The following is a 24803-nucleotide window of genomic DNA, read 5'->3' as shown; positions in this document are numbered from 1 at the left end:
GAAGAAATTATAGGAAAAAGGACCTATGAATAGCGTATTTGAAATCGTAAGCCTTGCTCGTCGCAAAAATAAACTTCAACGTGAACTACTAGACAATGAGAAAAAGGTTCGTGACAACCGTAAACGTGTTGATCTTCTAGAAAACCTCATTGACTACATCAAGCCTGATATGACTCAAGAAGAGTTGATCGCCATCATCAAAAACATGAAATCAGACTATGAAGACCGTGTTGATGATCACATCATTAAAAGTGCTGAAATCTCTAAAGAACGTCGTGATATCAGCCGTCGTATCACTGAATTGACTGAACAAGACAAACTGGCTCAAGGTAAAAAATAACCATTCCCGCTCAGCCAGCGTTGTAAAGACTTAACATCAAACCCGCCTAGTGCGGGTTTTTTTGTCATTGCGCACGTTGCATGGCGAATAAATACCCATGCAAAAACAACTAAACGTTTGCGCAATCGCTTACACTAACATTACATAAAATCGTGTCTTTAATCACACTTTCTGTATTGGTATAGTGCGCCCCGAACCATCGCACCTATTGATCTTTGAGAAGATTGATAGCAGCTAGACCATTCGAGGCATGGAACGCTCCCGTTACCGTCGGTGCAATAACCTTGGTTAAACACTTACAGTTGGGGTACCTCGAGATTCTCAAGCAGAGAAGATTGGTCCGATAGTGACATTTTTTATTCGGACAATTGAAGGGGCTCTACGTGGATATGAATACCATCGAAATCATGGGATACGCAGCATCTATCATGGTTGCGCTATCGCTAACAATGAAAGACATTGTGAAACTGCGCATCATTAACTTTATTGGTTGTGTACTGTTTTGTATCTATGCCAGCATAATCGGTGCTTGGCCAGTTGTGGCAACCAATGCTTTCATCGCAGTCGTCAACATCTACTACCTTGCTAAGCTAAAACAAGCGAATAAAACTCAAATTCACAGCGCGGCATAACGTTTTTCGTTAACGTCAGCACTGCGCTTGTTAGCACCACACTACATGTGATACCCAAAAAAAAATATCCTCCGGCATAGCCGGAGGTTTTTCATATGCGCCTATAAGGCTCTCCTACCAGCAGCGCCCTAGCAGGCGCATCGTGATCTGACATTTGCATATGACTATTTCTTGCGACCCGTAAACGGGTTACCTGAATATGGGATCGACAGTTGCTCTCCCATTTTATCTTGATCTAATTGATGCTTGATGTAACTTTGGATCTGGCTTGTATTTTTGCCGACTGTATCAACGTAATAACCCCGGCACCAAAATTCTCGATTTCGGTATTTGAACTTCAAATCCCCAAATCGCTCATAGAGCATCAAACTACTTTTACCTTTTAAATATCCCATAAAACCTGAAACACTCAACTTCGGTGGGATTTCTAAAAGCATATGAACATGATCTTTACAGCATTCAGCCTCGAGTATATTCACGTCTTTCCATTCACATAGCTTTCGCAAGATTTCTCCAACTGCTCGACGTTTTTCACCGTAGAACACCTGCCTTCTATATTTGGGTGCGAATACTATATGATATTTACAGTTCCATCTTGTGTGAGCTAAGCTCTTCTCGTCCCCCATATTGGGACCCCCTTTCAATTTCTGATTAACTCTTGTAGTTGCCAGACCACAAGGTATTTCTAACAAATTGAAAGGGGTTTTATAACTGACTTATAGCTATAAGCTCAACGGAACCCCCCAGCCAAGCTGGGGGTTTTCTCTGTACAAGAAAAGCCACCGCGATGTAGCGGTGGCTTTTTGTTGTTACAGACAATCTTTAACGATAAAAATGACGCTTCGCGTTTTCATCGCACTATGATTATTCGTCATCTTCTTCTGAAATTCTCGCCCAAGCCTGAGCGCATTTCACCGCACGTTTCCAGCCTTTGTAACGACGTTGACGTTTCTCTTCATCTTGATGCGGCATAAAGCTGCGATCGATTTCCGCTTTACCTTGTAACTCGTCTAAGTTATCCCAGAAACCCACAGCAAGGCCGGCAAGATAAGCGGCACCAAGGGCTGTGACTTCGGTGATTTTTGGACGATGTACTTCGGTATCCAACACATCCGCTTGGAACTGCATCAAGAAGTTATTGGCGACCGCACCGCCATCCACTCGTAGAGCCGATAAACGAATGCCTGAGTCTGCTTGCATTGCATCCAACACATCGCGGGTTTGGTAAGCGATACTTTCTAGTGTAGCGCGAATAATGTGGTTTTCATTCGTACCACGCGTCAAACCTACGATAGTGCCACGGGCATAGGCATCCCAATACGGAGCGCCTAGTCCAGTAAACGCAGGCACGACATACACGCCATTTGATGTGTCAACTTTGGTCGCGAAATATTCAGAGTCACGCGCATCACTGATGAGTTTCATTTCATCACGTAACCATTGAATAGAAGCGCCGCCCATAAACACCGAACCTTCCAGGGCATACGCTGGCTCACCTTTGGGACCGCAAGCTAAGGTGGTCACCAAGCCGTTGCGAGACGTCACTTTGTCTTGTCCGGTATTCATCAACAAGAAACAACCTGTGCCGTAAGTATTTTTCGCCTGCCCTGCTTTAACACACATTTGACCGTAAAGCGCTGCTTGTTGGTCACCCGCAATCCCTGCAATCGGAATACGAGTCCCCCCTTTACCACCAATGTTGGTTTTGCCATAGACTTCAGAGGAGCGTTTCACTTCTGGCATCATGCACAGTGGGATATCCAGTGCTTTGAGCAGTTTTTCATCCCAATGCAGGTTATTGATATTAAATAACATAGTACGAGATGCGTTGGTGTAATCGGTGACATGCACGCGCCCTTGAGTCATCTTCCACACCAGCCAAGTATCGACAGTACCGAAAAGCAACTTACCCGCTTCTGCATCTTCGCGAGCGCCTGGGACATTATCCAAGATCCATTTAATTTTGGTGCCGGAGAAATACGGGTCAATCAACAACCCTGTCTCTTCGCGGATATAGGCATCCAGCCCTTGCGCTTTTAACTCTTCACAGATAGGCGCCGTACGACGACATTGCCACACAATCGCGTTGTACACTGGCTTGCCAGTCTCTTTGTTCCAAACAATAGTGGTTTCACGTTGGTTAGTGATACCAATCGCTGCCACTTCATCACTGCGAATGCCCGCTTTGTTCAGTGCTTCAATGAGCGTTGAGCTTTGAGTTGCATAAATTTCCATAGGATCGTGTTCAACCCATCCAGACTCAGGGTAGATCTGAGTAAATTCACGCTGAGAAACACTCACAATATTGGCATCGTGGTCCAACACTACAGCTCTTGAACTGGTGGTTCCTTGGTCGAGGGCGACAATATATTTTTGCTCAGTCATGTTGTTATCCTGTCAGTTTCACGTTTTGTTCTGTTCTTTAAATATGGCCATCTATCGATAAGTATGGCTGCAGCTTTGAAAGAAGGCTCTACAGCTTCTTTCTGTTATACGTGGGCCTGCTCGTTAGAAGAGACCTCATCACATTGATTGGGGATCGTGCATCCCACACCTTGGCTTGGCAGATAAGCCGCAATAAATTTCGGATACGCCCAAGCACCAAAACACGCACCAAAGATCGGGCCGATAATAGGGACGATAAAATAAGGAATGTCTCGGCCACCAGTCATGGCGTAATCCCAGCCGGCCAAATAGGCGAACAATTTAGGGCCAAAGTCACGTGCTGGGTTCATGGCAAATCCGGTCAATGGACCTAATGAACCACCAATAATGGCGATCACAATACCAATCAGTAGCGGGTTCATCGCGTTACGATGCGCGCCGTTATTTTCATCACCCAGAGCTAAGATGGTAAACATCAAGACCGCTGTGATACAGAATTCGACCGCAATGGCACCGCCAAAGGAGATCGAAGACATAGCATACGTAGAGAAGATACCAGCGGTTGCCAGAGCGGCCTCACTGCTACGTGCAAAATGATGATTCACTTCATAATCAATAAATAAGTTATGGTACAAGCCATAAATTAAGGCTGCGGCACAAAATGCTCCGGCAACTTGTGCCAGAATATACGGAATAACTTTACGCTTATCAAAGCCTTGAAATAGTGTAAGTGCAATTGTTACAGCAGGGTTTAAGTGTGCTCCGGAAACGCCAGCGGTACAGTAGATCGCTATCGCAACGCCAAAGCCCCACACAATACTGATTTCCCATTGGCCAAACTGTGCGCCAGCCAAAACCATGGCAGCGACACAACCCACACCAAAAAAGATCAGCAAGCCCGTGCCAATAAACTCTGCAATACACTGTCCGAGTAGGGTATGTGGTTTTTTAGTTGTCATCGTAAGTGTCCTGTGAGTGGATTGAACTGGTTTGTTCACGGTATATCATGCCCAAACCCAACTCATTCGAAAACTAACAACCATCAATAATGAGCATTCGAGCACGAAATTGTTAAAATTAGGCATCCATTTTGTTAAATGCGTCATCCTTTCACACTAACACCGGATATTGACTGCTCACCCACGCTCACCCCACTCTTCACTCAAAGCTGTTTTACTAATATAAAACAGTGAGTTAATTAGAATAACCTCATTTTAATGCACAAAAATGCATAGGTTCACTTAACCAAACCTATGCTTTAAAACACACATCGATTAACATTTGAGCTACATCATTTGTTACTTACAGACGTCAAAATCCGCCTAAATATGTGTCAAATTCGACAACGATCGCCTTTTCAACAAGTTCTCATCAAACAAAAATGTTCGTTCGAGCTTTTGTGAGCTACACAGCGAACCCAATCATGGAGAAATGCCACACTTAACCATAATAAATGCAAGGTTAAAGGCAGCTCTATGACGCAACCCACTTTTTTTGAAACCGATGTCGTGATCATCGGTGGCGGCGCCACTGGTACAGGTATCATGCGCGACTGCGCTCTGCGCAATATTCGCTGCATTTTGCTGGAACGATTCGATATTTCCGCTGGTTCTACTGGTCGCAACCACGGCCTGCTTCATTCTGGCGCTCGCTATGCGGTAACCGATCCCCACTCCGCACAAGAGTGCATTCAAGAAAATCGTATCTTGCGCCATGTTGCACGCCATTGTGTTGAGGAAACCGAAGGGCTGTTTATCTCTCTTCCCGAAGACGATCTCAGCTATCAAGAAGAGTTCATCCGCGCCTGCCACAAAGCGTCGATTCCTACCCAATTACTCAGTGCCAAAGAGACATTGACGCTCGAGCCGTGTGTGAATCCACGTTTGAAAAGCGCAGTCAAAGTACCCGATGGAACGCTAGATCCATTTCGTCTCTGCTCTGCTAATGTGCTTGATGCTCAGCAACATGGGGCAACTTTACTCAATCACACTCGTGTCATTGGCATGATTCGCCAGCAAGATCGCATTGTTGGAGTGAAGTGCGAGAACCAGCTCACACACCAGAAATTTGATATTCATTGCCAGCAAGTGATCAATGCCGCCGGTATTTGGGGACAGCAGGTAACAAAAATGGCTGGCGTGCCACTCACCATGTTTCCAGCCAAAGGTTCGCTGCTTATTTTCGACTATCGATTGAATAACCTCGTGATTAACCGCTGTCGAAAACCAGCCGACGCGGACATTCTTGTTCCCGGTGACACGATTTCCTTGATTGGTACCACGTCAGAACACATTGATTATCAGGACATTGATAAACCTACGGTGACAACCAAAGAAGTCGAACTCTTAATGCGCGAAGGGATCAAATTGTGTCCGAGCATGGCGAATGCGCGCGTGTTGCGCGCCTATGCAGGCGTGCGTCCTTTGGTTTCGGTCGATAATGATGGCAGTGGCCGTAATATTTCCCGCGGAATTGTGTTACTTGATCACCAACAACGTGATGGACTTGAAGGGTTAATAACCATCACAGGCGGCAAGTTAATGACCTATCGTTTAATGGCTGAGCAAGCGACGGATTTGGTGGCGCACAAGTTGGGTAATGCTGTGCCTTGTCAAACGCATATTTTGCCCCTGCCTGGCTCGGCTCATGAACCTATTCCTACCCAAAAGTCGGCCAGTTCTATCCCGATTTATCAAGCTGCAGTCGATCGCCATGGCAGTCAAGCCAACCAGTTTCTAACCAGTGAGCCTGAGCAGCAGACGATCATTTGTGAATGTGAGATGGTCACCGCTGCTGAAATTGGTTACGCCATCAATCAACTCCATGTGCAAGACCTTGTTGACCTGCGCAGACGTACTCGCTTGGGAATGGGGCCATGCCAAGGTGAACTGTGTAGCTATCGTGCGTCGCAGCTGTTTTGCGACATAGGTCAACGTGATGGTAATCAAGCGAGTCATCTGCTTGAGCAGTTCTTGCAAGAGCGCTGGCAAGGTACACAACCTATCTTTTGGGGTGACGCCCTAAGAGAAACGGAATTGAGTTACTGGCTATACGAAGGGTTAATGGGAATTTCTGGCTTACCAACCGCTCTCCCTACCACGAAAAACAAACAAGGAGCGCACTGATGATTCACTATGATACAGCAGTGATTGGTTCGGGCATTGCAGGTTTAACCGCGGCCATTTACAGTCAATCTCACGGCAAACGCACGGTCTTAATCAGTCAAGGACAAAGCGCCATGCACTTTGCCTCTGGTTCGTTTGATGTGCTAAGCCGCTTACCCGATGGTGCGCCAGTAAGCCATCCATTTTTGAGTATGCAAACTCTGTTTCAACAACGTCCAACCCATCCTTATCACCGGGTCGGCATTGAGGCTGTTCGCGCCAGTCTTACTTGGTTTTGCAAGATGCTCGCCAGTTGTGGGGTTCCATTAACCCATCAAGCTGACGATGCGAACCACTACCGCATTACGGCCTTAGGAACATTAAAACCCACTTGGCTTTCTCAGCCTTATGTTTATCAGCATCGTAAAGCGGTACCGTTTAAACGAGTGGTGGTGATCTCGGTAAAAGGGTATCGCGACTTTAGCCCACAGATGATTCGCGATAACTTGACGCTGCACCCCGACTTTGCCACTACGCCAATTGAAAGTGCGCTCATTACACTTCCGGTGCAGCCCACTAGAAATCACAACTGGCGTGCGCTCGATTTGGCGCATCAATTGCGCATTGAACAAAACTGGCAGCATTGGTGTGAAAGTTTAAATGCACTTGCAACGCCAGATGATCTTGTCGTGATTCCAGCAATACTGGGCAATGGTGATGGATTAGTGCAACTTGGCACCTTACATAAAACCACCGGGCTCACTTTTAACGAAGTGGCCGCTATGCCACCCTCTTTGTTGGGTATTCGTATTGAGGAAGCGCTGACACGTGAGTTTCGCCGTTTAGGTGGCACATTGCTGCGCGGCGATTGTGTCACTGGCGGTGAATTCGAATACAACAAGCTAATAAGCCTTTCTACATCTCATTTGGGCAATACGAAAATTCATGCCGAGCACTTTATGATGGCAACCGGTAGCTATTTCAGCCAAGGATTGAAGGCTCAGTACCATAACATTAGTGAACCGGTTTTTGGCCTTGAAATGGACTCCAACTATCAACAAGGCGCGTGGTATCAAAATCGCTTTGCGGGTAATCATGCCCACCCATTTATTGCCTTTGGCGTCAAAACGGATGCCAATCTCCATCCCTATCGCGACGGTAAAATTGTCTCCAACCTTTATTGCTGTGGCGCGATGTTAGCAAATTATGATCCTGTTTTTGAAGGGTGTGGTGGTGGAGTTGCCATTGCCACTGCTTACCATGCAGTAAGACAAACGCTTCCTACTCCCCTTGCGATTGAAACTGGTGAGGCCACGTTATGAGTACGCTTTATTCCACTCAAGCACCGAAAAATCTCTCTTTTGAACAGTGCATCAAATGTACCGTGTGTACCGCGTATTGTCCTGTGGCAAAGGTCAATCCATTTTATCCTGGCCCAAAACAGAGCGGGCCAGATGGTGAACGATTACGCTTGAAAGATCCTGCTTACTTTGACGACACGTTGAAGTATTGCACCAACTGTAAACGCTGTGAAACCGCCTGTCCTTCGGGAGTTAATATCGGGGATCTCATTGCGATTGCACGCGGTCGTTATGGTCGCCATCCAACCAGCCCTAAGACAGTGCGCGACTATGTCCTTAGTCATACTGATTTAATGGGAGCGGTAGCCGCACCTTTGGCTCCTTTGGTTAATACCATGACCCATTTCGGATTAGTGAAAAAAGCGATGCACTACACCCTAGGGGTAGACAAGCGTAAACAGCTACCTAACTACGTACGTCAAACATTTCGTCATTGGTTTAAGCAATCTTGTTGTGACCAAAGTCAGTTTGATCAGCAAGTGCTGTTTTATCACGGCTGCTTTGTTAACTATAACCAGCCGCAATTAGGCAAAGATTTAGTCAAAGTGCTCAATGCGATGGGTATTGGCATGCAACTGCTCGAACATGAGAAGTGCTGTGGAGTCCCTTTGATTGCCAACGGTTTTCACGAAAAGGCGCGGCAAAATGGTCTCTATAATATGGCCAATATCGAAAAAGCTTTTCAAGACAACGAAATGCATCTTGTCTCAACCTCATCGACCTGCGCTTTTGCCCTAAAAAGTGAATACCCGCATGTGCTAGGCATCGATAACAGCGCTATCAGTGACCGAATTGACTACATCACCAAATACCTGCTTACGCAGATCATGAATGGTCGACAGTTAGCCCTTAAACCTCTGCCATTAACGGTGATGTATCACACGCCATGTCACCTAGAACGCAGTGGTAATGTCATTTTCACCTTGGAGTTACTGCGTTTAATTCCGCAATTGAAACTGATTCAACTCGATAGCGAATGTTGCGGCTCTGCCGGGACGTATGGTTTCAAAACCGAGAACTACGCCACATCAATAGCCATTGGTTCTCATCTGTTTAATTCCGTCAATTCGCAGCCAGCCGATTACGTGATCACCGATTGCGAAACTTGCCAATGGCAACTTAAGGAGAACACCAATAAGCCCGTTTTACACCCGATCTCTCTACTCGCCATGGCACTGGCTTAGTCATGCTCAGCTCATGATAAAAGCACACGGAAAAACAAGCACGGTTGAGGCAAAATACTTCAACCGCGTCTTATTACTGCTCGTTGTCACTCAAACTGCGGTAAACCTGACACGCAGATAACGCAGGTTGAATCAATTCAAGGGCACTAGCATCACAGGGTGGTAACGAGGCATCGCTATTAGCAATAGGTGTCACCCGGTTACCCCAACGTAATAAGCTTGCGCCCCAAGTGAGACCAGCTCCAAAAGCCGTCAAAACCAAATTAGCATTAGGTTCTACCCGCCCTTGTTCCAACGCTTCGCATAACGCAATCGGCACCGTCGCAGCTGAGGTATTGCCATAATGGGCGATATTCACAAACGCTTTTTCAGGTGGTAAATGCGCTAAATCACACAGGGTTTGAATGATGCGCAGATTGGCTTGATGAGGAATCAAGAGATCGATCTCTGGAAAACCCATTCCCTGCCGGCTAAGGACTTCCTGCACCGCCGACCCCATCCCTTTCACCGCGCGCTTAAAAATCTCTTTGCCGACAAAGTTAAAATCCCAAAAGCCGTTATCCGCCGCGAAACGATCCATCGCGGTGCCAAATGCGGGCACGGCCAAGATATCCCGACCTTGAGCATCACAGCAAAGTTGGCTTTGCAGTACGCCACACTCATGGGCACTGCGACTTAACACTACCGCACCGGCACCATCACCAAAAAGCACCGCTGTGTCTCGCTCAGTCCAGTCAATAAAAAAAGAGAGCCGCTCAGCGCCTATCACAAGCGCATGGCGATAAGGGCCAGCTTGTACTAAGCGAGTGGCAGTTTCTAACGCGTAAACAAACCCAGTGCAGGCCGCATTCAGATCAAAGGCTGCGGCATTCAACCCTAAGTTTTGGCACACTTTGGACGCCACATTGGGAATTAACGTATCGGGGCTGCACGTTGCCACAATCACCAGTTCTATCTCTTGGTTGACTAAACCAGCACAGGCGATCGCCCGTTGCGCGGCAACGGTGGCAAGCGCAGAGGTATCAACGTGACTGATACGCCTCTCCTCAATACCAGTACGACTCACAATCCAATCATGAGTTGTGTCTAGAAAGGTGGTCAAATCCTGATTGGATAAACGCGCTGGTGGTAAACACTTGCCCCAGCCAGTCATCTCAGCATAGCGATTCATCTCTTCTCCTTGTCACGTTGGTAGCGCAGAGGTATGTCTCTCTTTCTAGCTCTTGTTCGATAAACGTGTGTTGTTATTAAGATAGGCTCTTGTTAAATCTTCTCACTGCCCCAAAATAAGGAACCTTACATTCAACTTACGTGTTACGTGGGGATCGCCACCGCATTGACTCCATCAAGTACCTAAGCTCAACTATGGTACTTATGACTAAAATATAACCATGCGGGCGATCATTACCTTACACAGTATAAGCAGTATCATACAGAGCTGCCGACTTGAGAAAAGAGAGAAAGAAAAGTGTCTACATTTACAACTCGTTGCCCATCGTGCCATGGGCTAAACCGCGTTCCTAATGAACGCATTGCAGAGCAGCCTCACTGCGGGAAATGCCAAGCACTGCTGCTTGATGGCTCACCCATTGAAGGGACGTTAGAAAACTTCACGGCACTTTTGCAAAGTCCTCAGCCTGTTGTCGTCGACTTTTGGGCACCCTGGTGCAATCCGTGTGTCGGTTTTGCGCCCGTGTTTAGCGATGTCGCTCAAGAGCGCGTTGGTGAGGTGCGTTTTGTGAAAATTGATACCGAAGCTCAGCAACAATTGGCGGCTCAATTTCAAATTCGCAGTATTCCGACCATCATGTTGTTTAAAGAGGGACAACGTGTCGATGTACTCAATGGTGCCCTGCCAAAAAGTCACTTCAATCAATGGCTAGATAGCGCACTCAAAAAATAATCCATACCGAAAAGTTGGCATTTTATTCTGCAATTTGCCAACTTTCCTTTGCCCATCTAAGACATTTCACCTCGATAAAAATCATTAATCGACAAGGTCAGAAATTTTCGTTTTACGTTTGTATACGATAGATCCATAGTCCCCGCGATCTCCCTGTTTCCGTTCCGATTTCGAGGCTACACCGTTGAACAATACCTATGCCGTTAGCGCATCTCCACGCATATCCATTCCGGTTATTGCGTTGACCCTGTACGCCATTGCGTCAGGTTATTTGATGAGCTTAATCCCATTAATGCTACCTGTTTATGGTCTAGACAGTTCCATGGCGAACTGGCTGGCGAGTGCGTTCTATATAGGGCACTTCTTGGGCGCAATGTGCATGGAGAAATTTGTTCATAAAACGGGGCACCGCAATGCCTTTATGGTGTGTTTAGCTGTACTCTTCGTATCTAGCTTGGCACTGCCATGGGTCGTGAACGATATCGCTTGGTTATTCTTCCGCTTCGTTGCCGGGATTGCCGTGGCTGGCGTCTTTGTCGTCGTTGAATCTTGGTTGCTACACGGTGATGAAAAAGGCCGCGCGAAACGTCTGGGCATTTATATGGTCTCTTTATACGGTGGTACCGCGGTAGGTCAGCTTGGCATCGCTTCAATTGGTGTTGATGGTCTTGCTCCTTTTGTTGCTATCGGTGCATTACTCCTTATTGCGACCTATATTTTACGTTTTGCCAAAGGTGCGCAACCATCGGTTGGTAGCGGCATCAGTTTGTCTTTACGTCAGATTTCTAAATTAAGTCACCCAGCCATCATCGGCTGCTTAGTCTCAGGTCTTGCAACTGGCGCGATTTACGGTTTGATGCCGCTTGAATTGGAACAACGTGGTATCAGCCACACCGACCTTGGTACTTTAATGGCAATTGTCATTTTAGGTGCAATGGCGATTCAACCTATCGTACCTTGGCTATCCAATATGATGGGACGTACCCTTCTGATGGCGCTACTTTGCCTATTAGGCGCAGCCGCTGCAGTTGTCAGTATGATGAACCCTGATCTAGCGACCCTATCGATTTGCCTATTTATGGTTGGTGTATCAACCTTTGCTCTTTACCCTATTGCGATCAATTTGGCGTGTGCTAACCTCGATTCCAGCTATATTGTTTCTGCAACTCAAGCCATGTTGTTCAGCTACAGCGTTGGTTCAGTATTAGGCCCTATGGCAGCTGACTGGTTTATGCAAGGACACCAAGGCATGATGGCTTACTTGTTCATCACTTTGATGGCAACGTGTGTCTACATGCTAATGTCGAGCGTCAAAACCAAACATCAATGGGTTGCTGGCAAATAGCCTAAACAGATTCCTTTACAGACCAAGAGCACGAGTTTTACTCGTGCTCTTTTTTTATCCCTGTCGATGCCCTTCTTACTCATCCTCCCCTGCTAAATTCATAGACATGAAATCATTCGTCCACTTATCTTTTTAACACAAACATCACTCACCCATTGCATAACAAGATGACTAATTAAGCTCAAAACTTGCTTTTAGCTGCACATATTTGATAACATTTACGTCACAAAACAGTTTGTACTCTAATTTTTATGCTGAATACCCTTTGTTTAAAGCGGCATAAAAATGGGCACAATACATCGATGACTAAACAAAAAGTGGACTATATGGAAAGTGTGTCGAAAAAATACAGTATCGAAACCACTGACTATCAGGTGGGACAAGATAATGTGCAGAAATGGGGATTTGATGTACACAATCCCGTGTTTGGAATCAGTGCTGGCTTAATTCTAGCGTTTCTTGTCGCAGTGCTCGTGGTTGATCCCGCCACTGCCAACAATGCCCTTAATCAGATGAAAAACAGCATCATGGACGATTTTGATGGTCTGTTTATGTGGGCAACCAACGCCTTTTTAATTTTCTCTTTTGCATTAATGGTTTCTCCTTATGGCCGTATTCGTCTTGGCGGCAAAGAGGCAAGACCCGATCACTCCACTGCTTCATGGCTAGCCATGCTGTTTGCTGCTGGGATGGGGATTGGTTTGTTGTTCTGGGGTGTGGCAGAACCAACTGCTTACTTTACCAATTGGTACGGTACCCCATTAAATGTTGAACCTTATACGCCAGAAGCGAAATCGCTTGCGATGGGAGCCACCATTTTCCACTGGGGTATCCACGGTTGGGCGATATTTGCGGTTGTTGCACTCTCGCTTGCCTTTTTTACCTTTAATAAAGGCTTGCCTCTCTCAATGCGTTCGGCGTTCTACCCTATTTTTGGTGATCGAGCATGGGGCTGGTTAGGTCATGTGATTGATATTCTTGCCGTGCTTTCGACATTGTTTGGTTTAGCCACCTCACTAGGTCTTGGTGCACAGCAAGCTACTAGTGGGATTAACTATGTGTTCGGTACTCATGGTGGTATTGGCCTGCAATTAATCGTCATTGTGTTTGTCACTTTGATTGCGATTGGATCGGTGGTGCGCGGTATTGACGGTGGGGTCAAAGTTCTAAGTAACATCAATATGATGTTCGCCGCAGCATTGTTTGCCTTTATTGTCGCAGTGACTTATGACACCGCGTGGGACTCATTGGTGAATACCTTTACCGGCTATGCCAAGGTAATTTTACCCTTGAGTAACCCACATGGCCGTGAAGATGAAACTTGGATGCACGCTTGGACCGTCTTCTACTGGGCTTGGTGGATCTCTTGGTCACCATTCGTCGGTATGTTTATTGCGCGAGTATCACGTGGCCGTACAGTGCGTGAATTTATGCTGGCAGTGGTCTTTATTCCGACCCTAATTACCATGATTTGGATGGGCATCTTTGGTGGTATCGCCTTAGACCAAGTAGCTAACCATATCGGTGAACTTGGTACCAAAGGCTTGACGGATATCTCACTGACTCTGTTTTATGTCTACGACCAATTGCCAATGGGCAGTGTGATCTCGGTGATTTCCATTGCGCTGATTTTGATTTTCTTTATCACCTCATCGGATTCGGGTTCACTGGTGATCGACAGTATTACCGCTGGCGGTAAAGTGGATGCGCCTATTCCACAACGTATTTTCTGGGCAAGTATTGAAGGAGCCATCGCGGCCGCTATGCTGTGGATTGGGGGTCAAGATGCGCTGCAATCGGGTGTGGTCGCGACAGCGTTACCGTTTGTGTTCGTGCTACTACTCATGTGTGTCAGTTTAACCATGGGACTACGGACCGAATACAGTGCTTACCGCGCTCCAGCGTTAGAGCAAGCCTAGTCATGCTCTTTAAGATGGATTGAGATGAGCTCAATCCATCCTAAAGCTAACTGAGCTCAACTTGAGTAATCTAAATGCGCCTTTGGGCGCATTTTTTATACAACCAATTGAATTAGTTAAATTTAAATAAAAACTTAGTTAGCTTAGTGATTTAGTCAAATAGTAAAGCGACGTATCAATAGGATAATTTTCCAACACCATCTGACACTCATACCCCTGTTTCTCGTAAAAAGGTTTGGCTTGAAAACTGAGAGTGTCAACTAAAGCCATGCGACATCCCATCTCTTTCGCTTGCCGCTCTAACTTAGCCAGCAGCTGCGCGCCAATACCTTTACCACGTAGCTCTTCTGCTACCCAGAAAAACTTAAGTAACAGCCAGTGACCTCGCACATTCGCAATAACACCCGCTTTTTTCACATCGTCTACAAGGTAATAACAAGCTAAAGGATCGTGAGATATCCCCTCTAAATGCGGTCGATTAAACTCAATTAATGCCGCATGAATCTCTGCGATATCCTGCTCTGATGGTGACACATCAACAATATAACTCATCCCTGGTTGTCCTTTTCTTGCTATTCCAATCCGCTCTTGCGCTATTGTTGTGATAAAAAACTGTTGTGATAAAAAAACGCCCTAGAAAAGGGCGTTTAGTGATGACGCGTTCGCGGCTTGTATCACTCAAAAACAGCGACACGAGCAACAAGTACTCCAACGTTAACTGAGATCGTAACGGTCCGCATTCATGACTTTGACCCAAGCTCGGACGAAATCACGCACAAACTTTTCTTGGTTATCATCTTGCGCATACACCTCAGCGTAGGAACGTAAGATGGAGTTCGATCCCAACACCAAATCAACGCGGGTTGCGGTCCACTTGGTCACGCCAGTAACTCGATCAAACAGGGCATAATGCCCCTCATCGACCGGTTTCCAACCATAACTCATATCGGTCAAATTCACAAAGAAATCATTACTTAACACACCCACTCGATCGGTAAGCACCCCATCAAGTGTACCTCCATAGTTAGTGCCCAATACACGCATCCCACCGATTAACACCGTCATTTCTGGCGCTGTTAAGCCCATCAGTTGCGTGCGTTCAAGTAACAGCTCTTCAGCAGGAACACGATAGTCGTGCTTTAACCAGTTACGATAACCATCATGAACCGGTTCAAGCACAGCAAATGAGTCCACATCGGTCATCTCTTGAGTGGCATCGCCACGCCCAGGATTAAAGGGAACCGAAATAGCAACACCTGCCAAATTGGCAGCCTTTTCTACCGCCGCACAACCGGCCAAAACGATTAAGTCTGCCATACTGACGGGCTTCGCGGCTTTACTTTGAATCTGCTCTAGCGCGCTCAGCACTTTTTGCAGACGTTTAGGCTCATTACCTTGCCAATCTTTTTGCGGAGCAAGACGGATACGAGCGCCATTGGCTCCGCCACGATAATCTGAACCTCGAAATGTTCTCGCACTGTCCCAGGCCGTAGCAACCCAATCCCCAAGCGCAATATCAAGGCTTAGGATCGCTTGCTTTAACTGAGCGATTTCATCATCGGTTAAGCAGTAGTCAACACTGGGAATAGGGTCTTGCCACAGCAGATCTTCCGCTGGAACGTCAGGTCCCAAATAACGACTCTTAGGCCCTAAGTCGCGGTGCGTCAGCTTAAACCACGCCCGGGCGAAGGTCTGTGCAAAATACTCAGGATCTTGATAAAACTTATCGGCAATCTTGCGATATTCTGGGTCCATTTTTAGCGCCATATCCGCATCGGTCATGATCGGATTACGCTTAATCGCTGGGTCTTCCACATCGGCTGGTTTGTCTGCTTCTTTGATGTTAATCGGCTCCCACTGCCACGCGCCAGCAGGGCTTTTTGTTGAGGCCCACTCATAGTTCAATAGCAGATAAAAATAGCCGTTATCCCATTGAGTTGGATTGGTTGTCCATGCTCCTTCAATTCCACTCGTGACAGCGTCACGCCCAATTCCACGGGTTTTGTGATTGATCCAACCTAAACCTTGCTCTTCAACAGGTGCTGCTTCTGGCTCAGGGCCTAAATTTTCTGCTTTGCCATTGCCGTGACATTTTCCCACGGTGTGACCACCAGCAGTAAGCGCCACGGTTTCTTCATCATCCATCGCCATACGAGCAAAAGTCTCACGCATGTCTTTAGCGGTTTTTAGAGGATCGGGATGACCATCTACGCCTTCAGGGTTGACGTAAATTAAGCCCATCATCACTGCTGCTAACGGGTTTTCCAGATCACGTTCACCAGTATATCGGCTCTTCGGTTTGTCACTGGTCGCGAGCCACTCCTCTTCTGCGCCCCAATAGATGTCTTTCTCTGGATGCCAAATATCTTCACGGCCACCCGCAAAACCGAACGTTTTCAATCCCATGGATTCATAGGCCATATTACCGGCCAGTATCATTAAATCTGCCCACGAGATTTTGTTGCCATATTTTTTCTTAATTGGCCACAGCAAGCGACGCGCTTTGTCTAAGTTACCGTTATCAGGCCAGCTGTTTAGGGGAGCAAAGCGCTGATTACCAGTCCCTGCCCCACCACGACCATCGGCAACACGATAAGAACCGGCAGAGTGCCACGCCATACGAATCATCAAACCGCCATAGTGTCCCCAGTCTGCAGGCCACCATGATTGGCTTTGGGTCATTAACGCTTTAAGGTCCGATTTTAGCGCAGAAAAATCGAGCGAATTAAACGCTTCTGCGTAATCAAACTCATCATCCATCGGATTGGTTTTCTTGTCATGTTGAGCAAGAATGTCGAGGTTGAGTGATTTTGGCCACCACTTCATATTATCTTGTTGTAATGAGGTATTTGCTCCGTGCATTACTGGGCATTTACCAGACGACTTGCTTTGACTCATGGGAGCCTCCGTGTAAGAGTCATGGGTGTCTAACCAAACTACCCCTTAAGTTTAGGCGGATTGTCAGAGGTGATCGAATGTTGTGTTTTTTATGAACACGGTCATACTCTTAGCTCCGAAAAGACGCCACTCCCCATTAAATTGATGCAGGTCAAAACCCTCTTTCGTATTTGTTAGTGTTGGCAAATTATCCTTGCTTCTTAATAACGCGCCTTTTATCCTGCCATTAAATATTAAACGATCGGTCTAAATTAAAATGTAGTCAGTTTTAAGTGATGCATTTTCTATGCAACCCATTTTTAAACTGTATAGCTTGGCCCGATTACTCCCTATTTAGCCATAAGGTAGACACTGTATGTTCAAAGCCCTTTATATCGATAAAGTTGACGACCAATATCAATGCCAATTTAAACCGTTGGAAGAGAGTGACTTTCCAGAAGGTAACGTCACTGTAAACGTCGAATACTCTACTCTGAACTACAAAGATGGTTTGGCGATCAGCGGAAAATCCCCAGTGGTACGCCGTTTTCCAATGGTGCCTGGGATTGACTTTGCAGGCGTGGTTGAATCGAGTGAGCATCCTCACTTCGCTGCAGGCCAACGCGTCTTTATCAACGGTTGGGGCCTAGGAGAGAAACACTGGGGCGGTTTGACAGAGAAAGCCAAAGTCAATGGTGACTGGTTGCTCCTCATTCCTGAAAGCATGAGTAGCTACGATGTGATGGCAGTCGGCACTGCGGGTTACACTGCAATGCTTTGTGTGCAGGCATTACAAAACAACGGCATCACGCCACAATCAGGTAAAGTGCTAGTCACTGGTGCGAACGGCGGCGTAGGCAGTTTTGCCGTGGCATTCTTAGCAAAATTGGGCTTTGACGTGATTGCTTCAACTGGCCGTCCAGAAGAAGAGGCTCGTTTACGCCAATTAGGTGCCAGTGAAATCATCGATCGCAACACACTATCACAACCGGGTCGTCCACTGGGTAAAGAGCTTTGGGCTGCTGCCATCGATTCTGTGGGTAGCCATACTCTAGCGAACGTGTGTGCCTCAACTCAGTATGGTGGCGTGGTCGCTGCATGTGGTTTGGCCCAAGGTATGGATTTTCCAGCCAGCGTAGCTCCGTTTATTTTGCGTGGCGTAACGCTAGCAGGTGTTGATAGCGTGATGTGTCCAAATGAGAAACGCCGCACGGCTTGGGAGCAAATTGCCAAATTGGTCGATAAAGAGATGCTCAGTACCGCAAGCTCAGTGATTAGTTTTAATGAGGTGATTGATACTGCGCATCAATTGCTGGAAGGTAAAGTGAAAGGCCGCGTGGTGGTTGATATTCATCGCAACTAAAACAAAGCTTAGCGCTAACTTATGATGACTCAGGGTTGCCATGCAACCCTGAGTTTTTTCTTGCTAGCGTTGTTCGCCTTGGCTGACGCTCCAACGAAAATAGTGCCAAAAATCATCCAAAGGCTGGGTAGAACGAAATAACTTCGCGCGCATCACTGCCCCTTCCCATCCAGACCAAAATAGCGCCGCTAAATGTTCATTGGTTTCGCGGGAATGCAATTGCTTCTGTTCACGAGCTAACGCAAAGCAGCACTCAACACGCTGTTGCCAATCCAGAATGATCTCTTGAAGTTGCACGGCTAACGCATCGGAAAGCTGAGGCACTTCTTGCATCATATTGCCAACCAAACAGCCGCGACGAAATTCAAAGCGTTCAATGCCTTCTTTTGCATCATTGACAAATAGCCCAATTCTATCAAGAGGCGCAATGTCGGGACGGGTTAGATGCTTATCTAACTTATGCGCGAAATAGGTGCCATACGCGGCTAAGACTTGCGAGCCAAACTCTTCTTTGTTTTTGAAGTAGTGGTAGAAAGAGCCCTTAGGAACTTGAACTTTTTTCACCACTGCATCGACGCCTGACGCCGTAAAGCCAAACTCAGTGATCATTTCTAAGCCACTGCGAATGAGGACCTTTTTGGTATCCGAGTATTCACGTTCGATTTTAGGTGGACGTCCACGTCGACGTTTTAAGGGTTGTTGTTCGCTCACGTTCTTCTTTGATGTCTTTGTTGTTTCACACAATTTTACAGATTTTGCGATCAAGATACCACTCAGTGTCTGGCCGTGAGCACAACCAGACACTTTATTTCCCATCACTGGACAATATCTGTTCTAGTCGTGCACCGCGAGGGTATGCGCTTCGATGTAATTAAAGTTGATGTCCTCTCCCAAACCAGGCAAGGATGAGAGATGAACAAAGCCGTCACTGTCCATCGGATCCGCTAGCTGATTGAGATAAGAGATACCTTCATCATAGTCCAAGAATGGATGAAGTAGTCCGCGTTCGTACCACTGGCAATTTTTAATCGCGGCACAGACAGCAAGGTTAGCAGCGCCATTACCGTGCACTTCACAATTCATCCCAAAAGATTCCGCCAGATGTGCCACTTTCAGTGTTGGCGAGATGCCACCCACACCCGGAACACCAGCACGCAAAATATCACTGGCTTGGGATTTTACCCATTCGGCGCGCGTATGATGCTTGCCCGATGCGGATTCTGGACCAATCACAGGAATCGCGAGCTGCTCACTAAGCCACCGATAAGAAGAGATGCTCTGTTCATTCATTGGCTCTTCGAACCACGCAAAATCGAGCCGCTCCAACGCCTTACCAATTTTGAGCGCTTCAGTCCGGCTATACCAATGGTAACCATCGATCATCAAAGCGATATCGGGACCAACCGCTTCACGCACCGCTTCACACGCTCGAATATCCATCGCGACACTCGGTGCAAAAGAGACTGGCGGCATCCAAGTATGTAACTTAATCGCTTTGTAGCCTCTTGCGACTAACTGTTCGGCAAAGCGACCATAATCTTCAGGGGTCGCTAATCCGCCAGCCAGCTCATCACCACACATGGTGCTGCCATACGCTGGTACTTTATCGCGGTAGGCACCAATTAATTGATACACCGGCACATTTAAAAAGCGTCCCGCCCAATCCCACAGTGCTTGATCAACCACAGCTAAAGCACGATCGGTTAACTGCCCTGCACTACCGCGTTGCCAAAGCTCTAGCTCATGCCATAGTTTTTCACGGAACATGGCATTTTTACCAATCAACACCTTTTTAAAAAACGCATTCAATACATGAGGACGTATCACCTCCACGGGCGCAAACGCATAGCCTTTGTTGCCATCTTCCGTTTCTATGGTCAACATAGCTTGTTTAGCCATACCACCTTCAGGATGAGGATGGGAGTGACCCGCACTGTCGGCGTGTCTGTTGGTGAAGTATTCAAATACGGTTACGGATACTCGGGTGATGATCATAAACGCCTCTTGTCATACAAGTTAAGAATGGGATGCAGTTTCTTGTGCTTAAGTCTGCAAAAGAAAGAGTTTGCGATAGCTCTTAGTTTGTCACGCCAACGCTTTCCTGCTAAGAGGGGGAAACGCTAAACTTGTATGACAACCTCAATTGGAGCGCAATTATGTCGGCACCTCCACGCCGTGCCCACAGTGTGGTGCTCGAGCTGAAAAATGCCATCGAGCAAGGCGAATACCCACCTGGTTCAAAACTGCCATCAGAGCAGCAACTCGTGCGACGTTTTGCTGTGAGTCGCACAGTGATTCGTGAAGCCATCGCTGACTTGCGGGCCAGCCAATTGGTGGTCACGCAGCAGGGTAAAGGCGCTTTTGTATGTGACAAACCGATCAGCGACGTACTGCAATTGGCCACCACAGGCGCGACACCTGATCTTGAATTGACTTATCTTATGGAGCTACGTATTGCGATTGAATCGGAGACCGCCTACTTAGCCGCGCAAAAGCGTTCACAGCGAGATGTTGACCAACTGCAAAAACACCTGCGCGAGATGCAACACGCAATAGATGCCCAAGCACCGTCGACCGGCATGGATGCCCGATTTCATTTTGCGATAGCTGCCGCGGCGAAAAACCCCCATTTTGTTGCGCTACTCACCTACGTTTACCAGCGCCTCAACCATAAAGATCCGCTCATTCCAGCGACGCGCAAGCAGCAAGCACTCAAAGAGCATGAGCATCTTTGTCATGCGATTGAAAGAGGCGATCCAGATGCCGCTCGTTCAGCGATGCGCCTGCATCTTTCCGGCACCAAAGCGCGCTTACTCAATGCAATTCAGCAGCCTTATGCATCCAATACTACTAAGGGAGCAACTGACTAATTTGGCGATCTAACTAACATTTTTTCAGGCCATTTTTCGCGGCAAAACTTGGTATCTCAATTCAAAGCTGAACTACACTTGGATCAACGTTGAGTCGCCCAGATTTGACTCGATCTCCTTTAACGATATTGAAGAGGATGAGCCATGGCTTTGTACGAAATGCGCAAGTTTGTCGCGCCTGAATTTATCTTTGGTGTTGGAGCGCGGCATAAAGTGGCGGTGTATGCTCGTAATATGGAAGCAAGACGCGTGCTGATCGTTTCAGACAAAGGGGTGATTCAAGCCGGCTGGGTACAACAAGCGATTAATGATTTAGCGGAAGTGGGGATTGAATCCGTCGTCTTTGCTGATTTAACCGCGAACCCTAAAGATCATGAAGTCATGCGTGGCGCGCAGTTTTATGCCGAAAATGAGTGCGATGTGATTGTCGCTGTAGGTGGCGGCAGTGTGATTGATTGTGCCAAGGCGATCGGTATTGTTTACACCAACGGCGGTGAAGTCTCCATGTTTGAAGGGATCGACCAAGTGGATATCCCCGGACCGCCGCTGATTTGCATCCCAACCACTGCAGGCACCTCGGCCGATATTTCCCAGTTTTGCATTATTACCAACTCTGACATGCGCTATAAAATGGCAATCATCAGTAAAACAGTGGTGCCAGATGTAGCGTTGATTGATCCTGAAACTACCACCACACTCGATACCTATCTCACAGCGTGTACAGGCGTCGATGCGCTCACTCATGCTATTGAAGCTTACGTTTCTACTGCGAGTTCGCCCATTGTCGACGTGCATGCAATGCACGCCATTAAACTGCTGTGGGAAAACATTCATCGAGCCGTGTTTGAACCCGCTCATATTCCAAGTCGAGAGAACATGTTGCTCGGTTCACTCCAAGCAGGGCTGGCATTTTCTAACGCGAGTTTAGGTGCTGTGCACGCAATGGCGCACTCCCTTGGCGGTTATCTTGATATTCCCCATGGTGAGTGTAATGCGCTACTGCTCGATCATGTGGTGCGCTTTAATATGCCCAAAAGTGGCGAGCGCTATCAAAACATCGCCCAGATTATGGGCATTGATACCCGTGGCATGCAGCAAAAAGTCTTGGCGACGCGTATCACCGAAGAATTTTCCAATTTGCGCCATCAATTGGGGATCAATGAAAAACTCTCCAACGTGGGCGTGCACTCCTCTGACATTCCAGAGCTAGCAAATCATGCAGTCAACGACGCATGTATCGTGACTAACCCTCGAATAGCCTCTTTAGGGGACATCAAGGCGATTTACAGTGAAGCAATGTGACGACGAACAGGAAAAAAAGGCGCTCGATCAGCGCCGAGAAAACATCATCGGTTTAGGGGATCGCTCTTTTCGTAAGAACTACTACCCTCAGCTGCGACGTAATATGGATCGCCTCGAGCGATTCAAAACACTGCTTGATCATACCCCAGATATGGTCATGCTTATCTCGCTGCCTGATGGCATAGTGAGCGATGTGAATCAGGCTGTATGCCGCCTGTTTGGTGTTGCTGAAACCGCCTTAGTGAACAAACCACTTCGTGACTTTCCTTGGAGTGGCGTAACCGATTTTATCGATGACATTCTGCGTGATGACGGTCAAGAGTGGCACGGGTCTGCGGTGATTGAGCAGAAAACCGCCGCCGATGAGTTCGTATGGCTTGAACTGAGTTACCAGAAAGCCACGTTAGATAACCATCAGTTTTGCGTCATAGTCGGTCGCGACGTCACAGAGCGAGTGGCTCAAAACGCCACGCTAAATACCCTGCTTTCAGAGAAGAACGCACTGCTCGATAACGCCCTAGTCGGGATGGCATGGGTGAAAGACCGTCTGATCATTGCCTGTAATCAACGCTTTGAGCAGATGCTTGGTTACCAGACAGGGGCTGTGATTGGTCAATCCACGCGTATTCTTTATGACTCCGATGAAACCTATCACGATTTTGGCAGTGAAGCCTATCGCGTACTGTGCAATGAAGATTCCTACACCGGAACGATTCAATTGATGCGCGCCAACGGTGAAACTGTGTGGTGTGAACTGACAGGCAATGCGATTGATAAAAGCAATCCACACAGTGGCAGTATCTGGATTTTTAACGACATTAACCATCTGAAACTCTCAGAAGAAAAAGCCGTGTATATGTCGCAACACGATGCACTGACTGGTCTACCGAACCATCGCTTATTATCGGACCGTCTTGAACAAGCTATGCTCGCAGCCACCAAGCAGCGCTCATCCATAGCGATTCTGAGTGTCGATTTAGATAACTTTAAAATCGTCAATGACTTACTTGGTCATACCCATGCTAATGAACTTTTAGTGCAAGTCTCCAAACGTTTGCAGCAAAGCGTCAAAGAGATTGGCACACTATGCCGCCAAGGTGGCGATGAGTTTGTCATTCTCTTTCCTAACCTAAGCGATTCAGACAAAAGCGTGGCTCGTATTGGTACGGTATTTAACGCAATGGAGACGCCGTTTAACATTGAAGGACAATCGATCAACCTAACGGTATCGATTGGTGTCGCGCTCTTTCCAGAAGATGGCACTGACTTTGAAACTCTATTGAGTAAGGCAGATTCTGCCATGTATCAAGCCAAAGAAGATGGCCGTAATACCTATCGTTTTTATCGCCAACAACTCAACGATTCTATTGAAGAAGAGCTGACCATCGCCTTCGGTTTGCGTAAAGCCTTAGACGAACACCAGTTTGAACTTTACTACCAACCGAAAGTGGAGATTCGTACTGGTGAAATTAAGGGGGCGGAAGCGCTCATTCGTTGGAAACACCCAACATTGGGGATGATTTCCCCGGCTAAATTTATTCCCGTCGCGGAAGAGACTGGGCTCATCATTCCCATCAGCGACTGGGTACTGCACACCGCTAGCCAAGCCGTTGGACGCTGGCGCGATCTTGGAATGGACAATGCCCTCGTCGCGGTGAATCTCTCCGCGGTACATTTTGCCCGAGGTAATGTCAGCGAAAGCATTCACAACGCGATTCTCAACACCGGTATAGTGCCGCAAATGCTGGAACTGGAACTGACTGAATCGATCTTGATTAAAGATCCGGAATACGTGCTCGACGTGGTGAAGCAGTTAAAAGAGTTTGGCTGTCGCCTATCGATTGATGACTTTGGCACTGGCTATTCGAGCCTTGCCTATTTGAAACGTTTCCCCGTCGACATTCTTAAGATTGACCGAGAGTTCGTCAAAGACATCGCCACCAATCAAGAAGATGAGATCATCGTGAAAACCATTATCCAGATGGCAAAAGGGTTTGGCATTACGACCGTTGCTGAAGGAATCGAAGATCAGGCAACCTTGGATAAGCTGCAACGCTTTGGTTGTGATCGTTCCCAAGGGTATTTCACTGGTCGTCCGATGCCAGAAAAAGACTTTATTGAGTTCATGCTAAAAAATCGCGCTGAGCAACCTAAAAAAACACAGGTTAATCCGTCGAGTGATTATTCGATTTAGCAGGATAAGGGAATGACTGAGGAA

20 protein-coding genes are annotated in these 24803 nt (G+C 47.1%); 12 read left to right on the top strand and 8 right to left on the bottom strand.

The features are described 5' to 3' along the window. The first annotated feature begins 25 nt into the window (after window positions 1-25). Together OCV11_RS19095 and OCV11_RS19090 are read left to right on the top strand one after the other, a co-directional pair. Window positions 26-340, top strand: a complete 315-nt coding sequence (locus OCV11_RS19095; RefSeq protein ID WP_261897606.1) for a DUF496 family protein — start codon at window positions 26-28, stop codon at window positions 338-340. Between the two features lie 383 nt (window positions 341-723). After that, a complete protein-coding gene (locus OCV11_RS19090; protein ID WP_261897605.1) occupies window positions 724-972 on the top strand; it encodes a YgjV family protein in 249 nt (82 codons plus the stop codon). Window positions 973-1136: 164 nt separating this feature from the next. Here the strand turns inward: OCV11_RS19090 and tnpA are convergent, their stop codons facing one another. From tnpA to OCV11_RS19075, 3 genes are all read right to left on the bottom strand, one after another. Next, window positions 1137-1598, bottom strand: coding sequence for an IS200/IS605 family transposase (tnpA, locus tag OCV11_RS19085; RefSeq protein WP_261893050.1), 462 nt, complete (start codon window positions 1596-1598; stop codon window positions 1137-1139). A 238-nt stretch (window positions 1599-1836) separates the two neighbouring features. Further along, a complete protein-coding gene (glpK, locus tag OCV11_RS19080) occupies window positions 1837-3357 on the bottom strand; it encodes a glycerol kinase GlpK (protein ID WP_261897604.1) in 1521 nt (506 codons plus the stop codon). 104 nt (window positions 3358-3461) lie between these two features. Next, on the bottom strand, window positions 3462-4316 hold the full coding sequence (locus OCV11_RS19075) for an MIP/aquaporin family protein (RefSeq protein WP_261897603.1): 855 nt from the start codon (window positions 4314-4316) through the stop codon (window positions 3462-3464). A 516-nt stretch (window positions 4317-4832) separates the two neighbouring features. Here OCV11_RS19075 and glpA point away from each other — a divergent pair. Genes glpA through glpC form a run of 3 tightly spaced genes read left to right on the top strand, consistent with a single transcriptional unit; the run spans window position 4833 to window position 9006 of the window. Next, complete coding sequence (gene glpA, locus OCV11_RS19070; protein ID WP_261897602.1) at window positions 4833-6482, top strand: anaerobic glycerol-3-phosphate dehydrogenase subunit A; 1650 nt, start codon at window positions 4833-4835, stop codon at window positions 6480-6482. Next, window positions 6482-7783, top strand: coding sequence for a glycerol-3-phosphate dehydrogenase subunit GlpB (gene glpB, locus OCV11_RS19065; protein ID WP_261897601.1), 1302 nt, complete (start codon window positions 6482-6484; stop codon window positions 7781-7783). Before glpA ends, glpB begins: the two co-directional genes overlap by 1 nt. Further along, complete coding sequence (gene glpC / locus OCV11_RS19060; RefSeq protein WP_261897600.1) at window positions 7780-9006, top strand: anaerobic glycerol-3-phosphate dehydrogenase subunit GlpC; 1227 nt, start codon at window positions 7780-7782, stop codon at window positions 9004-9006. The genes glpB and glpC overlap by 4 nt, the downstream gene beginning before the upstream one ends. A gap of 73 nt (window positions 9007-9079) precedes the next feature. Here glpC and OCV11_RS19055 read toward each other — a convergent pair whose 3' ends face one another. Next, entirely contained in the window at window positions 9080-10177 is a 1098-nt protein-coding gene (locus OCV11_RS19055; RefSeq protein ID WP_261897599.1) for a ketoacyl-ACP synthase III, read from the bottom strand. A gap of 297 nt (window positions 10178-10474) precedes the next feature. Here OCV11_RS19055 and trxC point away from each other — a divergent pair, with 297 nt between their 5' ends. From trxC to OCV11_RS19040, 3 genes are all read left to right on the top strand, one after another. Beyond that, complete coding sequence (gene trxC, locus OCV11_RS19050) at window positions 10475-10909, top strand: thioredoxin TrxC (protein ID WP_261897598.1); 435 nt, start codon at window positions 10475-10477, stop codon at window positions 10907-10909. A gap of 184 nt (window positions 10910-11093) precedes the next feature. Beyond that, entirely contained in the window at window positions 11094-12254 is a 1161-nt protein-coding gene (locus tag OCV11_RS19045; RefSeq protein ID WP_261897597.1) for an MFS transporter, read from the top strand. 326 nt (window positions 12255-12580) lie between these two features. Continuing rightward, window positions 12581-14173, top strand: a complete 1593-nt coding sequence (locus tag OCV11_RS19040; RefSeq protein ID WP_261897960.1) for a BCCT family transporter — start codon at window positions 12581-12583, stop codon at window positions 14171-14173. A gap of 138 nt (window positions 14174-14311) precedes the next feature. On the opposite strand, the gene OCV11_RS19035 is transcribed toward OCV11_RS19040, so the two are convergent. Next, a complete protein-coding gene (locus OCV11_RS19035; RefSeq protein WP_261897596.1) occupies window positions 14312-14725 on the bottom strand; it encodes a GNAT family N-acetyltransferase in 414 nt (137 codons plus the stop codon). Between the two features lie 162 nt (window positions 14726-14887). Then, the gene (gene katG / locus OCV11_RS19030; RefSeq protein WP_373332846.1) at window positions 14888-16999 is read right to left on the bottom strand and encodes a catalase/peroxidase HPI; all 2112 of its coding nucleotides are present in this window, start codon (window positions 16997-16999) and stop codon (window positions 14888-14890) included. A gap of 427 nt (window positions 17000-17426) precedes the next feature. Here katG and acuI point away from each other — a divergent pair, with 427 nt between their 5' ends. Further along, a complete protein-coding gene (acuI, locus tag OCV11_RS19025) occupies window positions 17427-18413 on the top strand; it encodes an acrylyl-CoA reductase (NADPH) (RefSeq protein ID WP_261897594.1) in 987 nt (328 codons plus the stop codon). Between the two features lie 63 nt (window positions 18414-18476). Here acuI and acuR read toward each other — a convergent pair whose 3' ends face one another. Further along, the gene (acuR, locus tag OCV11_RS19020) at window positions 18477-19124 is read right to left on the bottom strand and encodes an acrylate utilization transcriptional regulator AcuR (protein ID WP_261897593.1); all 648 of its coding nucleotides are present in this window, start codon (window positions 19122-19124) and stop codon (window positions 18477-18479) included. 123 nt (window positions 19125-19247) lie between these two features. Next, on the bottom strand, window positions 19248-20408 hold the full coding sequence (locus tag OCV11_RS19015; protein WP_261897592.1) for a mandelate racemase family protein: 1161 nt from the start codon (window positions 20406-20408) through the stop codon (window positions 19248-19250). Window positions 20409-20569: 161 nt separating this feature from the next. Here OCV11_RS19015 and OCV11_RS19010 point away from each other — a divergent pair, with 161 nt between their 5' ends. The 3 genes from OCV11_RS19010 to OCV11_RS19000 all read left to right on the top strand — a co-directional run bounded on the left by OCV11_RS19010 (window position 20570) and on the right by OCV11_RS19000 (window position 24779). Continuing rightward, on the top strand, window positions 20570-21283 hold the full coding sequence (locus OCV11_RS19010) for a FadR/GntR family transcriptional regulator (RefSeq protein WP_261897591.1): 714 nt from the start codon (window positions 20570-20572) through the stop codon (window positions 21281-21283). Window positions 21284-21427: 144 nt separating this feature from the next. Beyond that, the gene (ercA, locus tag OCV11_RS19005) at window positions 21428-22585 is read left to right on the top strand and encodes an alcohol dehydrogenase-like regulatory protein ErcA (protein ID WP_261897590.1); all 1158 of its coding nucleotides are present in this window, start codon (window positions 21428-21430) and stop codon (window positions 22583-22585) included. Continuing rightward, window positions 22572-24779: a sensor domain-containing protein gene (locus tag OCV11_RS19000; RefSeq protein WP_261897589.1), complete on the top strand. Its 2208-nt coding sequence runs from the start codon at window positions 22572-22574 to the stop codon at window positions 24777-24779. The genes ercA and OCV11_RS19000 overlap by 14 nt, the downstream gene beginning before the upstream one ends. Window positions 24780-24803: the final 24 nt, after the last annotated feature.

This window comes from Vibrio porteresiae DSM 19223 (genome assembly GCF_024347055.1).
Classification (GTDB): domain Bacteria; phylum Pseudomonadota; class Gammaproteobacteria; order Enterobacterales; family Vibrionaceae; genus Vibrio; species Vibrio porteresiae.
Note: the sequence above shows the minus strand (reverse complement) of the source record. Positions and strands in the feature narration are given on the sequence as shown.

Coding starts and splice junctions, on each gene's coding strand:
- OCV11_RS19095 (WP_261897606.1), top strand. CDS start 26: ATGAATAGCGTATTTGAAATCGTAAGCCTTGCTCGTCGCAAAAATAAA.
- tnpA (WP_261893050.1), bottom strand. CDS start 1,598: ATGGGGGACGAGAAGAGCTTAGCTCACACAAGATGGAACTGTAAATAT.
- glpK (WP_261897604.1), bottom strand. CDS start 3,357: ATGACTGAGCAAAAATATATTGTCGCCCTCGACCAAGGAACCACCAGT.
- OCV11_RS19075 (WP_261897603.1), bottom strand. CDS start 4,316: ATGACAACTAAAAAACCACATACCCTACTCGGACAGTGTATTGCAGAG.
- glpA (WP_261897602.1), top strand. CDS start 4,833: ATGACGCAACCCACTTTTTTTGAAACCGATGTCGTGATCATCGGTGGC.
- glpB (WP_261897601.1), top strand. CDS start 6,482: ATGATTCACTATGATACAGCAGTGATTGGTTCGGGCATTGCAGGTTTA.
- glpC (WP_261897600.1), top strand. CDS start 7,780: ATGAGTACGCTTTATTCCACTCAAGCACCGAAAAATCTCTCTTTTGAA.
- OCV11_RS19055 (WP_261897599.1), bottom strand. CDS start 10,177: ATGAATCGCTATGCTGAGATGACTGGCTGGGGCAAGTGTTTACCACCA.
- OCV11_RS19040 (WP_261897960.1), top strand. CDS start 12,581: ATGGAAAGTGTGTCGAAAAAATACAGTATCGAAACCACTGACTATCAG.
- OCV11_RS19035 (WP_261897596.1), bottom strand. CDS start 14,725: ATGAGTTATATTGTTGATGTGTCACCATCAGAGCAGGATATCGCAGAG.
- katG (WP_373332846.1), bottom strand. CDS start 16,999: ATGAAGTGGTGGCCAAAATCACTCAACCTCGACATTCTTGCTCAACAT.
- acuI (WP_261897594.1), top strand. CDS start 17,427: ATGTTCAAAGCCCTTTATATCGATAAAGTTGACGACCAATATCAATGC.
- OCV11_RS19015 (WP_261897592.1), bottom strand. CDS start 20,408: ATGATCATCACCCGAGTATCCGTAACCGTATTTGAATACTTCACCAAC.
- OCV11_RS19010 (WP_261897591.1), top strand. CDS start 20,570: ATGTCGGCACCTCCACGCCGTGCCCACAGTGTGGTGCTCGAGCTGAAA.
- ercA (WP_261897590.1), top strand. CDS start 21,428: ATGGCTTTGTACGAAATGCGCAAGTTTGTCGCGCCTGAATTTATCTTT.